Origin of the sequence: Lysobacter spongiicola DSM 21749 (genome assembly GCF_900167055.1) — a bacterium.
GTDB lineage: Bacteria > Pseudomonadota > Gammaproteobacteria > Xanthomonadales > Xanthomonadaceae > Novilysobacter > Novilysobacter spongiicola.
The window spans coordinates 470738-486114 of the sequence record NZ_FUXP01000001.1 but is presented as its reverse complement, the minus strand read 5'-3'; the positions used below and the strand labels follow the sequence as shown (position 1 = coordinate 486114).

The following is a 15377-nucleotide window of genomic DNA, read 5'->3' as shown; positions in this document are numbered from 1 at the left end:
GCGGAGCGCACCGGTAATTCGATGGCGGAATGTCCATGGCCCAGGCGGCGCGTGGCCATTGTTGCCGCGATACTGGCCATCAGCGTTCCGGCGCGTGCCCAGCAGGGGGATGCGGCGACCGAACCGCCCCCGCATACCTCCGTGTCGGCCCGGCTGTTCGTCAATGCGAGCGACCTGCGGCGCGAGGGGACTTCCAGCCGGGACGAAGGGGTGGCCATGGAGCTCAAGCGCTTCTACATCAACCTCGACCATCGGATCGACGAGCGCTGGTCGATTCATGCCACCACCGACATCAACTGGACCCGGAACAGTGACCCGACCGACCTGTGGCTCCGCCATGCCTACCTGCAGCGACGGTTTGCCGATCGTGCCACGCTCCGGCTGGGCAGTGCGCCTACCCCGTGGATATAGTTCGTGGCCGGTCTCAATGGCTATCGCTACGTAGACCCCGGGCTGGTATCCCGGCTCGGTGTCGGTGCGCCGGCGGACTGGGGCCTGCACCTGAACGGGCGCGCCGGCGGTGGGGTGGACTGGGCGCTGTCGGCGGTCACCGGCGCAGGGTTCAAGCGACCGGACACCGACGGCCGCGTCAATTACGAGGCGCGGGTGGGGTGGTCGGGTGATGGCCTGACGTTGGCCGTCGGTGGCTACCGCGGCACCCGTGCGCTCGCCGACGGCACGGCAACCAGGTACCACACCGCGCGGCGATCGACCGCGGTCGTGGCGTGGACGGATGAGCGGTTTCGACTGGGTGCGCAGTTCGTCCGCGCGGACAACTGGAACAGGGTGACCTCGCCACTGCCCGACGCGGCGCGTGGGTGGTCCGCCTGGGGCAGCTACCGGATCCGGCCCGACTTCGCGCTGTTTGCGCGGCACGATCGGGCCGACCCGAGCACCCGGCAGGACCCGCGGCGCAAGGACCGCTACAGCCAGGTCGGCCTGGAATGGCGGAAGTCACCGCACCTCCGCATCGCCCTGGTCGGGAAGCGGCAGGAGAGCGCGTCGCCCTCCCGGCAGCTCCGCGCCACGGAAGTCGGGATCTGGGGCCAGCTGGATTTCTGATCCACCCGCGGCTCAGACGATCCCGGTCGCGTAGAACACGCCGATGATCACCATGACCGCCAGCGTTTTGATGATGGTGATCGCGAAGATGTCCTTGTAGGCCTGTCGATGGGTCAGGCCGGTGACGGCCAGCAGGGTGATGACCGCGCCGTTGTGGGGCAGCGTGTCCATGCCGCCGGAGGCCATCGCCGCGACGCGGTGCAGCACCTCCATCGGGATGCCGGCGGCATTCGCGTTCGCGATGAAGGTATCGGCCATCGCGGCCAGTGCGATGCTCATGCCACCGGACGCCGAGCCGGTGATGCCGGCCAGCGCGGTGACGGTGATCGCCTCGTTGACCAATGGATCGGGAATTGCGCCCAGCGCATTGGCCACGACGAGGAAGCCGGGCAGGGCCGCGATGACCGCGCCGAAGCCATACTCCGACGCGGTGTTCATCGCTGCCAGCAACGCGCCGCCGATGGCGGTACGGGTGCCTTCGGCGAAGGTGGTCATTACCGGCTTCCACGCGAATGCCAGCACCGTGAGGATGCCGACCAGCAGTGCGCCTTCCACCGCCCAGATCGCGGTCACCGAAGAGATCTGTTGCACCACGGGTGCGGTGTCCCCGATGACAGCCGGATCGAACGAATGGCTCTCGCCGTAATAGGCGGGAATCCAGTGGGTGAAAAGTTTGTTGGTCACGCCCACCATGACCAGCGGCAGGACCGCGATCAGCGGGTTGGCCAGTTTGCCGCCCGCGAACGGCGTCGGCTCGTTCAGCAGTTTGGCCGGATCGCCGTAGCCCTCTCCCTTGTCCAGCGCGGCACGTCGCCGCCAGTCCAGGTAGGCAAGCCCGACCACGAGGATGAAGATGCCGCCGATGGTGCCCAGCCAGGGCGCCGCCCAGGTGTCGGTTCCGAAGAAGGTGGTCGGGATGATGTTCTGGATCTGCGGGGTGCCGAGCAGGGCGTCCATGGTGAAGGTGAAGGCACCCAGCGCGATGGTGCCGGGGATCAGCCGCTTCGGGATGTTGCTCTGGCGGAACAGCTCGGCGGCGAAGGGGTAGACCGCGAACACCACCACGAACAGCGAGACGCCGCCGTAGGTGAGCATCGCGCAGACCACCACGATCGAGAGGATCGCCCGGCTGGCACCGAACAGCCGGATCGTGGCGGCAACAATCGCCTTGGAAAAGCCCGACAGCTCGATGACCTTGCCGAAGATCGCGCCCAGCAGGAACACCGGGAAGTAGGCCTTCAGGAAGCCGACCATCTTGTCCATGAACAGGCCGGTGAACATCGGCGCGACCAGGGTGGGATCGGTCAGCAGCACCGCGCCCAGTGCGGCGACAGGCGCGAACAGGATGACGCTGTAGCCGCGGTAGGCCACGAACATCAGGAAGGCCAGCGCCGCCAGCACGATCAGAAACTCCATCCCCCACTCCTGCACGCATCGATGGCGTGGAAGTCTCGGGGTGCGCGGCCGGCGGGGGCATTGTCCGAAGGTACAGCGGCGGGGGGAGGGCGGCCCCCCTAGTCTGTGCGCCATGAAGGGCCGCCCATGTCGCCATGGTCCCGCCTGCAATCCGGAAACAGACCAGGGGAGTCACCGCATGTACCGCAAGCAGTTGAGCGTCGCCATCATGTGCGCATTGCTCGCGCCCGTTGCCTGGGCGCAGGACGATGCCATCCAGTCGACGACATCCGGCGGCCAGCCTGCCGGGCAACAGGACGTTGCGGATCGGCAGGCGGTGTCGCTGGACAAGGTCGAGGTCACGGCGCGGCGCCGGGTCGAATCCATCCAGGATGTTCCGGTCGCGGTCAGCGCCTTCAGCGAGGATGACCTGCAGAACCTGCAGGCCAGCAACGTCGACGGCCTGCAGGGCGCCGTGCCCAACATGAACATCGTGCAGGGCCGCGGGTCCTCCAACTCGGTGAACGTCTTCATCCGCGGCATCGGCCAGCCCGACGCGTTGCAGACCTTCGATCCGGGCGTCGGCATGTATGTGGACGATGTCTACTACTCGCGGATCAACGGTGCGCTGTTCTCGTTGTTCGACGTGCAGCAGGTCGAAGTGCTGCGCGGACCGCAGGGCACCCTGTACGGCAAGAACTCCACCGGCGGCGCGATCAAGATCACCACCCGCAACCCGTTCGACGATCCCAATGGCGCGGTCGAGCTGACGGCGGGCAACTTCGGCCGCATGGAAGGCCGCTGGTACGTCGGCATGCCGGTCAGTGACCGCTTCGCGATGAGCCTGTCGGGCGCATGGCTGCAGAGCGACGGCTACGTGGAGGACCCCACCACCGGCGAGGATTACAACGGCGAGGAGACCGGTGTCCTGCGTGCCAAGCTGGCCTTCCGCCCGACCGACGCGGTCACTGCCACGCTGTCGCTGGATTACATGGACCAGGAGGCGCCGCTGACGCTGGGCCGGCCGACCGCGCCGCTGGTGCGCACCGACCTCGCGCTGGGGCCGGTGGTCCTGCACCAGCCCGACGGCAGCGAATACGATTTCGAGACCCGCACCTCCTTCGCTCCCGGCCAGGGCCAGTCGCTCAATCACCAGGGCGCAAGCCTCAACGTGGAGTGGGATCTCAACAGCCAATGGCGCTTCAAGAGCATCAGCGCGGTGCGCTCGCTGGAGACCAGCTCCTTCATCGACATCGACGCCTCGGAATGGGAACTGGGCGACGTGCTGGTGGAGATCGACCAGACCCAGGCCAGCCAGGAATTCCAGCTGCAGTACGACAACGGCAGCAACCTGCAGGCGATCTACGGCCTGTACTACATGAACGAGAAGGTGCCGTCCTACCAGGAGGCCTACGCCGACGACCTGTTCGCCTTCGCAGGCGCGCCGATCACCTTCCTGCGCACGATCGACGACGATCTCGAAACCACCAGCATGGCCGCGTTCGCCCATGTCACGTGGGAGTTCGCCCCCACCTGGACGCTGGCGGCCGGCCTGCGCTATTCGAAGGACAAGAAGGACTACTGGCGCACCACCAGCACCTTCTGGGGGCCGCTGTTCGAAGCGATCAACGAGACGGTCGCCTTCGAGGGCGAGGCCAACTGGGACGCCTGGACGCCTTCGCTGAGCCTGCAGAAGGCCTTCAGCGACGACTTCATGGGTTACGTATCCGCCAACCGGGGCTTCAAGTCCGGCGGCTTCAACGGCCGCGCCAACTCCGTCGCCGAGACCCGCAGCGCCCAGTTCGATCCGGAGTTCGTGTGGACCTACGAGGCCGGCCTGAAGGCACGTTCCGACGGAGGCCGGCTGCAGGGCAACGTCGCTGCTTTCCACAGCGAGTACAAGGACTTCCAGGCGCGGGTGTCGGAGGTCGTGAATCCCGACTCGCCGACGCCGACCTTTTCGTTCCCGGTGCTCAACGCAGCGGCGCTTAAGATCAGCGGGATCGAGTTCGAGGGTGCGGCGCTGCTGGGCGAGGGCACCCGGCTTTCCGGCCAGCTGTCCTACATGGACGCCCGCTATGACGAGTTCGTCGACCCGCGGGTGCAACTCGACCCGGCCCTGTCGAACCTGCACGACCACGTGCCTTTCTCGCCGGACTGGACGGCACGAGTTGCGCTCCAGCACACCTTCTACCTGGCCGGCGGCAGTGGCCTGACCCTGGGTGGAGACGTCTCGCACCGCGACGATACCTGGCTGTCGGTCGACAACCGTCCCAACCTGATGCAGGAGGCCTACACCGTGTTCGGCCTGTACGGCGTGTGGGACTCGCCGACCTACGACTGGCAGGTACGCGCCGGCGTGCGCAACCTCGGCGACGAGGTGTACATGACCGACGGCCAGGAATTCTCCAGCGTCGGCAACATCCAGACCGCGTACTACGGCATGCCCCGCAACTACTACCTGAGCGTTCGGTACAACTTCTGACTGGTGACCCCCGGTCTGGCGGCGGTGGCGAGCCTGCGACTCCCACCGCCGCAATTTATTCGCGCCGCGTTATCCTCCGGCCATGCTGAACTTCACAGTCGTCGCCCTGGCCAGCCTCGCCTGGCTCGGGCTGATGTTCGGCGCCGCGCTTTTCGCCGAGCGCCGGCCGACAGGCTGGTCGCGGCACTGGCGTCACGTGTACGCCCTCTCGCTGGCCGTGCACTGCACCTCGTGGACGTTCTACGGCACCGTCACCCAGGCCGCCCGCTACGGCTGGCCCCTGCCGCCCACCTTCCTCGGCGCGATCCTGCTCTACGCCCTAGCCGTGGGTTTCATGGTCAAGCTGGTCAGGCTCGCGCGTGAGACCAATGCGACGTCGCTAGCCGACCTGATCGCGACCCGGCTGGGCAAGGATGCATGGCTGGCGGCGACGGTCACGCTGGTGGCGGCGCTCGGCCTGATCCCCTACATCGCGCTCCAGCTCAAGGCCGTGGCGATGAGCTTCTCCATGCTGACGTCGCGGGCCGGGGAGGGCGGGTCGGTGCCTGCCTGGCAGGACAGTGCGCTGTACGTCGCGCTGGCCATGGCGGTGTTCGCAATGCTCTTTGGCACCCGCAGGGCCAGCGCCACCGAGCACAACCGCGGGCTGGTGCTGGCGATGGCCTTCGAGTCGGTGTTCAAGCTGGCGGCGATGCTGGCGATCGGCGGCTTCGTCTGGTTCGGGCTGGACACGAGCCTCGCTGCGGCACCGGCCGTGGCGAGCGGGGTGCCAGCTGGCCCGGCGGCCGGGGGATTCATCCCGCTGGTGCTGCTGGGCGCCCTGGCGATGTTCATCCTGCCGCACCAGTTCCACGTCGGCGTGGTGGAGTGCAGGGACGAGCGTGACGTCCGCACGGCGCGCTGGCAGTTTCCCCTGTACCTGGTGCTGATCGCGTTGCCGGTACTGCCACTGGCGACCGCGGGCGCGGCGCTGCTGGGCGACACCGTGCCCTCGGACCTGTACGTGCTCGCGTTGCCGCTGTCGCAGGGGCGTGAAGGGCTGGCGCTGTTCGCGTTCCTCGGCGGCCTGAGCGCGGCGACCGGCATGGTGGTGGTCAGCACGCTGACGCTGAGCCTGATGATCGGCAACCACTGGTTCGCGCCGGGCCTGCTACGCGGCGCCTGGTCACGCAACGACGGTATCGACCTGCGCGGCAGCGTGCTGGCGCTGCGGCGGGCGGGGATCGTGGTGATCATGCTGCTGGCCTGGGGCTACAGCCGCATCGTTGCCGGCAGCGAGGCGCTGGCGGACGTCGGCGCGGTGTCATTCTCCGCGCTCGCTACGCTGGCGCCGGCCTTGGCCTTCGCGGTGTGGCGGCCGCAGACGCCGGCGCGTGCCGCGACGGCCGGCGTGGCCGTGGGCTTCGCCGCGTGGGCCTGGGTGCTGCTGCTACCGACGATGATCGAGCTGCGTGGCGTGCCGGTGGCCTGGTTGCACGAGGGGCCGTTCGGCTGGCGCTGGCTGTCGCCGGAGGGACTGTTCGGGCTGACCGGATGGAGCCGGCTGGGACGCGCGGTCGGTGCCAGCCTGTTCCTCGGTACCCTTGTAACGGTGCTGGTGGCGATCCATCGGCGCGACACGCCGCGCCGGGCCATCCGCGGTCTGGACGCGCAGACCCTGCGGGATGCGGGGCTGAGGTTCCTGCCGCGGGAACGGGTGGCGCAACTGCTGCATGGCATCGAAGGTCCGGGTGCAGTGCCGGGCCGGGTGGAAGCCCAGGTCGAGCGCGAACTTGCGGCCGTGCTGGGTTCGGCTTCCGCGCGGGTCCTGCTGGATGCCGCCAGGCGCGAGGCGGGCGACCTGGACGCGGTGGCGGCGATCGTCGGCGAGGCGTCGGCCGACCTGCGCTTCAACCAGCGCGTGCTGGAGGCAGCGCTGCAGAACATGAGCCAGGGCATCAGTGTGGTGGATGCCGAACTCAGGCTGGTGGCATGGAACCGCCGCTATGCCGAGCTGTTCGGGTTTCCGGCGGACCTGCTCCAGGTGGGGCGGCCGATCGCCGACCTGTCGCGATGGGCGTTGCTGCAGGTGCCGCCGCGTGGCGACCTCGAGCGCGCGCTTGAAAGGCGCCTGGCGTTCATGCGCGCAGGTACTCCGCACCTCACCGAGCGGGTGTTGCCGGACCCTGCGGGCGGCCAGGACAGCATCATCGAGATCCGCGGCAATCCGATGCCGGGCGGCGGCTTCGTGGCGACCTTCACCGATGTCACCGCATTCCGTCGTGCCGAGGCTGGACTGCTGCTGGCCAACGAGACCCTTGAACAGCGGGTCGAGGAACGCACCACCGACCTGGAGATCGCCAAGCGCGAGGCGGAACGTGCCAACGACGCCAAGAGCCGCTTCCTCGCCGCGATCGGGCACGACCTGATGCAGCCCCTGCACGCGGCCCAGCTCTTCACCGATTCGCTGTCCGGCCAACTGGACGCGCGCCAGCGCGAGATCCTGTCGCAGGTCAGCGGCGCGCTGGACTCCACCGGCGACCTGCTTACAGGCCTGCTCGACATGTCCCGGCTCGAGGCGGGCGGACTGGTGCCGCAGCAGCGGGATTTCCCGCTGGCCGAGGTGCTGGACCCGCTGTGCTCGGAGTTCGGTGCCATTGCCGCGGCCCGGGGCCTGCGTTTCCGCTCCGTCGCGAGCTCGGCCTGGGTACACAGCGATCCCCAGTTGCTGCGACGCGTGCTGCAGAACTTCCTGGCCAACGCGGTTCGCTACACCACGCGCGGAACGGTGTTGCTGGGTGTGCGCCGCGACGGCAGCGGACTGGCGGTCGAGGTCCATGACACCGGGCCGGGCATCGACGAGCACATGCGCGAGGCGATCTTCGAGGAATTCCGTCGCGGGCATGATGCGCCGGGCGAAGGGCTGGGCCTGGGGCTGTCGATCGCCGACCGCATTGCACAGCTGCTGGAGGCGCCGCTGACGGTACGCAGCACGCTGGGTCGGGGCACCGTTTTTTCCGTGCGGGTACCGCGCGTACCGGCGCCGGTGGCGAGTGCGGCCGGCAGGGGAGGGCGCGGCCTGCCGGGGCTACCCGTGCTGGTGGTGGACAACGATCCGCAGGCACTGGCGGCCCTTGGCAGCGTATTGCGCGGTTGGGGCTGCGACGTCGCCATGGCCTCGGGCAGCGAAGCCGCCCATGCGCAGATGCGTCGCATGCCGGCCGCTCTCTGGTTGTTCGACTACCACCTGGACGATGGTGACACCGGCGTGGCCCTTGCGGAATCGCTTGCCGCGGCCCATGGACAGCGCCCGACCCTGGTGATGAGCGCGGACGGTGGCCAGGCGGTGCGACGGGCGGTGATGGAGGCCGGATTCTCGTTGCTGTCCAAACCGGTCAAGCCGTTGGCGTTGAAGTCCGTCCTGGACCGGCTGCTGGCAGCGAGCGAGGTGCGGCCGGTGGCGGCCGCCGCCACGGCCCTGGAGGATCCGTCGCATCTGTAGGAGCGGCTTCAGCCGCGATCATGGAATCGGACGCCCGATCAACAATCCGATCGCGGCTGAAGCCGCTCCTACATCAGTTGCACATACATCCCGCGCGAACACGCTCGCTCGGATCAGCCCTGCATCTGCCGCGCCGGATCGCTCAGCTCCAGCTCGCGCAGGATCACGCCTGCCTGCGTGCGGTTGCGTACGCCGAGCCGTTCGAAGATCGCCGAGAGGTGCGCTTTCACCGTGCGTTCCTGCACGTCCAGCCGGTCGGCGATCTGCTTGTTCAGCAGGCCCTGGGCGACGAAGGTCAGTACCCGGAACTGCTGGGGCGACAGGCTCGCCAGCCGTGCAGCCAGGTCGGCATCGGAGGAGGAGCTTTCGGTGCGCGCCACCGCCGCGCGCAGGGTCGCCGGCAGCCATTGCTCGCACGCCAGCACGGCGCGGATCGCATCGCGCAGTTCGTCCAGTCCCGAACTCTTGGGCAGGTAGCCGGCCGCACCGTGATCGAGTGCCGCCGCACCACGCGCGGATCGTCGTTGGCCGATACCACCACCACCGCGACTCCCGGGTGCTGGGCCCTGATCGCGGCCAGTCCGGCCAGGCCATGGTTGCCGGGCATGTGCAGGTCCAGCAGCACCAGGTCGATGTCGGTCTCGGATTCGAGGATCGACAGCACGCCATCAAGCGAGTCCGCCTCCAGTACCACCAGGTCGGCCACGGCATCGGCGGCCGCACCGCGCAGTGCGGCGCGGAAGAGGGGGTGGTCGTCGGCGATCAGGAGGGTCGGCATCGGGCTGCCAGAGTAGCAAGCACCGGCACCGCCGGACTGGTACGAAGGTACGATGGCAGGGCGCCGTCCGGTTGCTAAGGTCGACGCATGAAGATGCCACTACATATGTCGCTGACCGCGCTCGCAGCCACTGCCCTGCTGGCCAGCTGCGCCACCACTCCCTCCCGGGACCGGGCCATGGATGATGCATCGGCCTTTCAGCCGATCCGCGCCACGACGCATCGCGGAACCGATGACCTGCTGACGGCCGGGCTCGGGCTCGAAGGCCTGCGCGCCATGTCACCGCCGGCTTTCGCCGATGCGGTTGCGCCTACGCCCGGGGAGCTCCGCCGACGCGCGATCTGGAGCAACTGGCGGGGCATCGCCGACCTCGCCCCGGGCGGCGGCTATGCGGACGTTTACGGCACAGTGGAACCGGTTCCCGGACGCGAGTACCAGGCGTTGGCCACGGTGCCCGGCGCCACGCATCCGCACCGGGTGCTGGTGCAGGTCCCGGACAACTTCGACCGGCAGCGGCGCTGCGTCGTGGTGGCGCCGGCTTCCGGCTCGCGCGGGGTGCTGGGCGGTATCGCGGTTGCAGGCCCCTGGGCACTGCCGAAGGGCTGCGCGGTGGCGTACACCGACAAGGGCGCCGGCACCGACTATTTCGATCTCGATGCAGGGCAGGGCGTACAGCTGGACGGCACGATCGGCGGAGCGGACGCGGCACTCGCGTTCCGGCCCCACCCGGCCACCGGCAGCGGCGTCGCTGTGAAACACTCGCATTCCGGGGACAACCCCGAAGCCGACTGGGGCCGCCACGTGGAGCAGGCGGCGCGGTTCGCGATGCACGCACTGGGTGAGGCGTTCCCGGACGCGCAGCCGTTCCGGCCGGACAACACCACCGTGATCGCCGTGGGCATCTCCAATGGCGGCGGCGCGGTGCTGCGGGCGGCCGAACTGGAGGGTGACTGGCTGGACGCCGTGGTCGCCGCTGCACCCAACGTGCAGGTCGACGGCGCGCGCCCACTCTACGACTACACCACGGAGGCCGCCCTGTTGATGCCGTGTGCGCTGCCGGTGCTGGGCATCCCGCCGATGCCCACTGTCCCCGCCCACTGCGCCGCGCTTTCAGAGGCAGGGCTGGTGTCCGGACAAACGCTCGAGGCACAGCAACAGTCGGCTTACGAAACGCTCCGTGCAGGCGGCTGGACCGATGCCGCGCTGCGCGCAGGCTCCATCAGCGTCGGTTTCGACCTGTGGCGTGCGGTGGCCGTGACCTACGCCTCGGCCTATGGACGCTTTGGGCCGGAAGACCACCCATGTGGCTTCCATTTCGCAGTGCAGGGTGCCGATGGCACGCCGCGCGCGGCAACGGCGGCGGAGCGGGCGGCATGGGCGGCCGAAGGCAGTGGTATCCCGCCCGGCGCAGGCGTGGGCATCATCGCGGCGGAGGGCGATCTCGCACGTCCGCTGGCTGGCCTGCAGTGCCTGCGCACCATGTGGGAGGGGGATTCCGCTGAAGCGCGGCGGGTGCGGGAAGGCATCGCCGCCGCCCGCGCTACGTCACCGCGCACCGGGGCGCCGGTCACTGTGATCCACGGGCTCGATGACGGGTTGATACCCGCGGCGTTCACCAGCGCCCCATATGTTTCCGCGGCCCGGGCGGCCGGAGCCGACGTCCGGTACTGGCAGGTGCGCAATGCGCAGCACTTCGACGCCTTCCTCGGGCTGCCGGCCTACGGTGCGCACTACCTGCCGCTGCTGCCGTATGTCTACGAGGCACTGGATCGCACCTGGGCCCACCTGCAGGAGGGGGCACCGATGCCAGGCGATGCAGTGATCGAAACCGTGCCACGCGGGGCGGGTGCGGCGCTTGAGCGGCGGCATCTCGCGATGCCGCGCTGAGTGCGGTGCGCCGCACGGCTCTTGTCCCCCAAGGGGACTTCCTTCGGGGCGTAGGAGCGGCTTCAGCCGCGATCGAGAGCCGGCCGCCTTCCGTTGGATCCGATCGCGGCTGAAGCCGCTCCTACAAATGCTGCATAAAAAGGGCGCCCGATGGGCGCCCTTTTTGTTACCGGCCGGTGCTCAGGCGCCGCGCGGACCGCGGCTGCCGCCACCACCACCGGGACGACCGCCACCGCGCGGACCACCCGGCTTGTTGCCACCGGGCCGGTTTCCGCCGGGCTTCCCGCCGGGCTTCCCACCCGGTCGCGGGCCACCCGGGCGACCGGGCGGCTTGCCGCCGGGGCGGGGGCTGCGCGGCTTGTCGCCATACGGGTTGAAGCTGCCGGGGTTGGCGTGGTCGGACGGGAAGGTCGGGGCATTGCCCGGATGCCCGTACGGACGCGGCGCCCGCTGGCTCTGTCCACCGCCACCGCCGCCAGCGCCCGGCCGGCCGCTACCGCCGCCGCCCGGACGGCCGCCACCGGGACGTCCGCCGCCACCGGGGCCTGCACCCCGGTTGCCATAAGGCTTCTTCGGCCCACGGCCGTCGGCGTTGCGGTGGCCGCTCGGGCCGGTCTCCACGCCATCGGGCACGTACCAGGTGCGGAACGCGGCGGGATTGCCTTCGGGCAGGTTGCGGCCGCCCTTCTCCTTGCGCTGCTTGAACGGCTTCTGCGACTGCTTGGCCGCGGCATCGCCGCTCACGGTCAGGCCAGGCGAGCGCCCACCGCCGGGACGGCCACGACCACGGCCGCGATCCTCACGGACGTTGTCGAAGCGGCGCAGCTCACGGCCTTCGTCGGCCGCGGTCACGTGGCCGCCGACGTAACCCTGGCTGCTGCTGCGGCCGGTGAGGTCGATGGTGGACTTGCTCGCCTTGCGCTGGCCGATCACCGGCTGCAGGGTCAGGGCCGACGGTGCGCCATCCTCCAGGCCGAGATCGTTGCGCAGCTTTTCGACACGATCCGGCGCGAGCTCCTGCGACTGCCCGCGCAGCAGCTCGCGCGGCAGGTCGATGGCGCCGTACTTGATGCGCTTCAACCGGCTGACCTGGCAGCCCTGCGATTCCCACAGGCGCCGGACCTCGCGGTTGCGGCCTTCCTTGACCACCACCCGGAACCAGTCGTGCGAGTCGCTGCCACCAATGCGCTCGATGTCGTCGAACTTCGCCGGGCCATCATCGAGGGCGACGCCGCGCTTGAGGCGGTCGGGGATGTTGTCGGGGACGCGATCCTCGCCTTCCGGTGCCCGCACGCGGCAGACGTATTCGCGCTCGACCTCGAACGATGGGTGCATCAGCGCGTTCGCCAGTTCGCCGTCGGTGGTGAGCAGCAGCAGGCCGGTGGTGTTGATGTCCAGGCGCCCGATCGCGATCCAGCGCGCGCCCTTCAGCGCAGGCAGGGATTCGAAGATGGTGGGGCGGCCTTCGGGATCGTCACGCGTGGTGACCTCGCCTTCGGGCTTGTTGTACATCAGCACCCGCGATGGTTCGGTCAGGGCGCTGGCGACGAACTGGCGCCCGTCGAGTTCGATCTTGTCGCCGCTGCCGATCGACATGCCGACCTGCGCCACTTCGCCGTTGACCTTGACCAGGCCGTCGGCGATGCGCTGCTCCAGCGCGCGGCGCGAGCCCAGCCCGGCCTGGGCCAGGACCTTGTGCAGGCGTTCCTGCATGCGCGGCGCGTCGGTGCCGGTGTCGTTGCCGCGCTTGAGCGTCAGCTTGCGGTTCTTCTCTTCAGTCATTTCTCTGTTGCTCCGACGAGGCCACGATGGCGTCGTCCTCCTGGTGTTGTTCGGTCACGTCCGGGTCTTCGACGCCGGCTTCGTGGTCGGGTTGCGCGGATTCGTCCGCTTCGGCCGCCGGTGCTTCCGGCGTGGCATCGGGTGTTTCTCCAGCGGCGACGTCGATGCCGTCGTCGTCTCCCGCGTGTTCTTCCTGGTCGGCATCGGGCGCATCGGGCGCATCGGGGGCATCGGCGTCAGCGGAAATTCCGCCGGCGTCGATCGTTCGGGGCGCCTCGTCCTTGCCGTCGAACTGGAACTGCGGTTCCAGCTCGCCGATCTCCTTGAGCTCCGACAGTGGCGGCAGCTCGTCCAGCCGCTTGAGGCCGAAGTAGTCGAGGAAGACCTTGGTGGTGCCGAACAGCGCCGGCTTGCCCGGCACGTCACGGTGGCCCACCACGCGGATCCATTCGCGTTCTTCCAGCGACCTGATGATGTTGCTGCTGACCGCCACGCCACGGACCTGTTCGATCTCGCCGCGGGTGATCGGCTGCCGGTAGGCAATCAGCGCCAGTGTTTCCAGCGTGGCGCGGGTGTAGCGGGTCTGTCGCTCCGTCCACAGGCGCGCCACCCACGGGTGCACGTCGGACTTCACCTGGTAACGGAAGCCCGATGCCAGTTCCACCAGCTCCACGCCGCGGTCTTCGCAGGCCTGCTGCAGGCTCTCGATGGCCTGGGCGACGCTGCCGGCGGGCGCCGGTTCGTCTTCGGGGAACAGGCCGTTGAGCTGGGCCAGTGTCAGCGGCTGGTTGGCCGCGAGCAGGGCAGCCTCGACGATTCGGGTGATCAGGGTCTGGTCCATGTGGGTTGCTTGTCGATGTTGGCCCGGCAAGGCCGGGTCAGGGTTGCGCGTCATCGTTGGCGGCGTCGTCGAACTCGCTGCTGAGCTGGATCTCCGACGGATCGGCGTCCAGTGCCAGCGACTTCACGTAGATCGTCGCCAGCGGCCCTTCCTGCACGATATCGACCAGTTGCTCCTTGGCCAGGGTCAGCAGGCCGAGGAAGGTCACCACCACGCCCAGCTTCCCTTCGCGCGGCTCGAACAGGCTTTCGAAGCGGTGGAAGGCACCATCCTCGAGCCGGGTCAGCAGCTCCCCCATGCGCTGGCGCACGCTGAGCGCCTCGCGCTTGATCGCGTGCTGGGTGTACAGCTCGGCCCGCTTGAAGACGTCGTGCAGGGCCAGCAGCATTTCCTTGAGGTCGACCTCGGGCGGCAGCTTGACCGACGCCCGGTCCGGCACGAAGGCCTGCGCCGGCGCGGTGTCGCGATCCTGGCGGGGCAGGGCGTCGATGTCTTCGGCGGCCTTCTTGAAACGCTCGTACTCCTGCAGGCGGCGCACCAGCTCGGCACGCGGGTCCTCCTCCAGGCCTTCTTCCTCGGCGGCGCGCGGCAACAGCATGCGTGACTTGATCTCGGCCAGGATGGCGGCCATGACCAGGTACTCGGCGGCCAGCTCGAACCGCATCATGTGCATGGCCTGGATGTAATCGACGTACTGGCGGGTGATCTCCGCCACCGGGATGTCGAGGATCTCCAGGTTCTGCCGGCGGATCAGGTACAGCAGCAGGTCCAGTGGCCCTTCGAAGGCGTCGAGGATGACTTCCAGCGCGTCCGGCGGGATGTAGAGGTCCTGCGGGATCTGCAGCACGGGCTGGCCATGCACCATCGCCAGCGGCATTTCCTGCTGCTGCGGGTGCTCCGGCTTCTCCGCCTGGGCGGGGCCGGCTGGGGCCCCCTGGTTGTGATCGGTCGCGTCTTCCGCGAGGTCGTTTGTCATGCGAGGCCGGCCCCTCCGGGCCGTGGCGCTGCAGTGTCTGTGTTCGGGCCGGACAAGCCGGACAACGGCGGGTGCGGACAACCGCACGGTGTGCCGGGTGCAACGGACAGCGTGTTCGATGCTGCTCGGGGCCTGCGACACGGGCGACATGCCGGGTTGGCGGCGCGCAAGGTTTGCAGGATGTCGAGCGAGGGCCGTGGGGGGCAGCAGGCCGTGTGTGGGGGACACGGATCGTCGCGGCGGCGCTTGCCTTGTCGCGACGGGCCTCTGCTCACGGCCTCGATGGATCGGCCTAGGGTACGGGCTGCGCAATGCGCTGTCCAGCGTCGCCAGGGCCTACAATCCGGCCCTTCCTGTAATGGCGGAGAGCGCGGCATGGCGATGTGGTACGTGATCGAGGGCTACGACGGCGCCGATGTCCTGGCCAAACGGGCCCAAGCCAGGCCGCGGCACCTGGCCCGCCTGGAGGCACTACGCGACGCCGGCCGGCTGCTGCTGGCCGGTCCGTGCCCGGCCATCGATGCCGAGGATCCCGGTCCGGCGGGCTTCAGCGGCAGCCTGGTGGTTGCGGAGTTCGAGTCGCTCGAGGACGCCAGGTACTGGGCCGACTCCGATCCCTACGTCGAGGCCGGTGTGTACGAGCGCACCGAGGTGCGTCCGTTCCGGCGGGTCCTGCCATGAGCGGCGGTG

At 69.0% G+C, this 15377-nt stretch carries 9 protein-coding genes and 2 pseudogenes; 6 read left to right on the top strand and 5 right to left on the bottom strand.

What is annotated here, in order from left to right:
* The first annotated feature begins 51 nt into the window (after window positions 1-51).
* Both B5D37_RS02225 and B5D37_RS02220 read left to right on the top strand, forming a co-directional pair.
* Entirely contained in the window at window positions 52-411 is a 360-nt protein-coding gene (locus B5D37_RS02225; RefSeq protein ID WP_078757053.1) for a hypothetical protein, read from the top strand.
* A 3-nt stretch (window positions 412-414) separates the two neighbouring features.
* A complete protein-coding gene (locus tag B5D37_RS02220; protein WP_078757052.1) occupies window positions 415-1062 on the top strand; it encodes a hypothetical protein in 648 nt (215 codons plus the stop codon).
* A gap of 12 nt (window positions 1063-1074) precedes the next feature.
* Here B5D37_RS02220 and B5D37_RS02215 read toward each other — a convergent pair whose 3' ends face one another.
* Window positions 1075-2478 carry a GntP family permease gene (locus tag B5D37_RS02215; RefSeq protein ID WP_078757051.1) on the bottom strand — a complete coding sequence of 468 codons (1404 nt, stop codon included), beginning with the start codon at window positions 2476-2478 and terminating at the stop codon, window positions 1075-1077.
* A gap of 178 nt (window positions 2479-2656) precedes the next feature.
* On the opposite strand from B5D37_RS02215, the gene B5D37_RS02210 reads away from it, so the two are divergent.
* Both B5D37_RS02210 and B5D37_RS02205 read left to right on the top strand, forming a co-directional pair.
* Window positions 2657-4942, top strand: coding sequence for a TonB-dependent receptor (locus B5D37_RS02210; RefSeq protein WP_078757050.1), 2286 nt, complete (start codon window positions 2657-2659; stop codon window positions 4940-4942).
* An 82-nt stretch (window positions 4943-5024) separates the two neighbouring features.
* On the top strand, window positions 5025-8423 hold the full coding sequence (locus tag B5D37_RS02205; protein WP_078757049.1) for a hybrid sensor histidine kinase/response regulator: 3399 nt from the start codon (window positions 5025-5027) through the stop codon (window positions 8421-8423).
* Window positions 8424-8536: 113 nt separating this feature from the next.
* On the opposite strand, the pseudogene B5D37_RS02200 reads toward B5D37_RS02205, so the two are convergent.
* Window positions 8537-9201, bottom strand: a pseudogene (locus B5D37_RS02200) (response regulator).
* Window positions 9202-9288: 87 nt separating this feature from the next.
* On the opposite strand from B5D37_RS02200, the gene B5D37_RS02195 reads away from it, so the two are divergent.
* The gene (locus B5D37_RS02195) at window positions 9289-11088 is read left to right on the top strand and encodes a D-(-)-3-hydroxybutyrate oligomer hydrolase (protein WP_234987680.1); all 1800 of its coding nucleotides are present in this window, start codon (window positions 9289-9291) and stop codon (window positions 11086-11088) included.
* A gap of 180 nt (window positions 11089-11268) precedes the next feature.
* On the opposite strand, the gene B5D37_RS02190 is transcribed toward B5D37_RS02195, so the two are convergent.
* The 3 genes and pseudogenes from B5D37_RS02190 to B5D37_RS02180 all read right to left on the bottom strand — a co-directional run bounded on the left by B5D37_RS02190 (window position 11269) and on the right by B5D37_RS02180 (window position 14687).
* Window positions 11269-12870 carry a pseudouridine synthase gene (locus B5D37_RS02190; protein ID WP_078757048.1) on the bottom strand — a complete coding sequence of 534 codons (1602 nt, stop codon included), beginning with the start codon at window positions 12868-12870 and terminating at the stop codon, window positions 11269-11271.
* Between the two features lie 22 nt (window positions 12871-12892).
* Window positions 12893-13711 (bottom strand): annotated as a pseudogene (gene scpB, locus B5D37_RS15015) (SMC-Scp complex subunit ScpB); the annotation flags it as partial.
* A 37-nt stretch (window positions 13712-13748) separates the two neighbouring features.
* Window positions 13749-14687, bottom strand: a complete 939-nt coding sequence (locus B5D37_RS02180; protein WP_078757046.1) for a segregation and condensation protein A — start codon at window positions 14685-14687, stop codon at window positions 13749-13751.
* 381 nt (window positions 14688-15068) lie between these two features.
* Between B5D37_RS02180 and B5D37_RS02175 the strand changes: the two genes are divergently transcribed.
* Complete coding sequence (locus tag B5D37_RS02175; RefSeq protein WP_078757449.1) at window positions 15069-15368, top strand: YciI family protein; 300 nt, start codon at window positions 15069-15071, stop codon at window positions 15366-15368.
* Window positions 15369-15377: the final 9 nt, after the last annotated feature.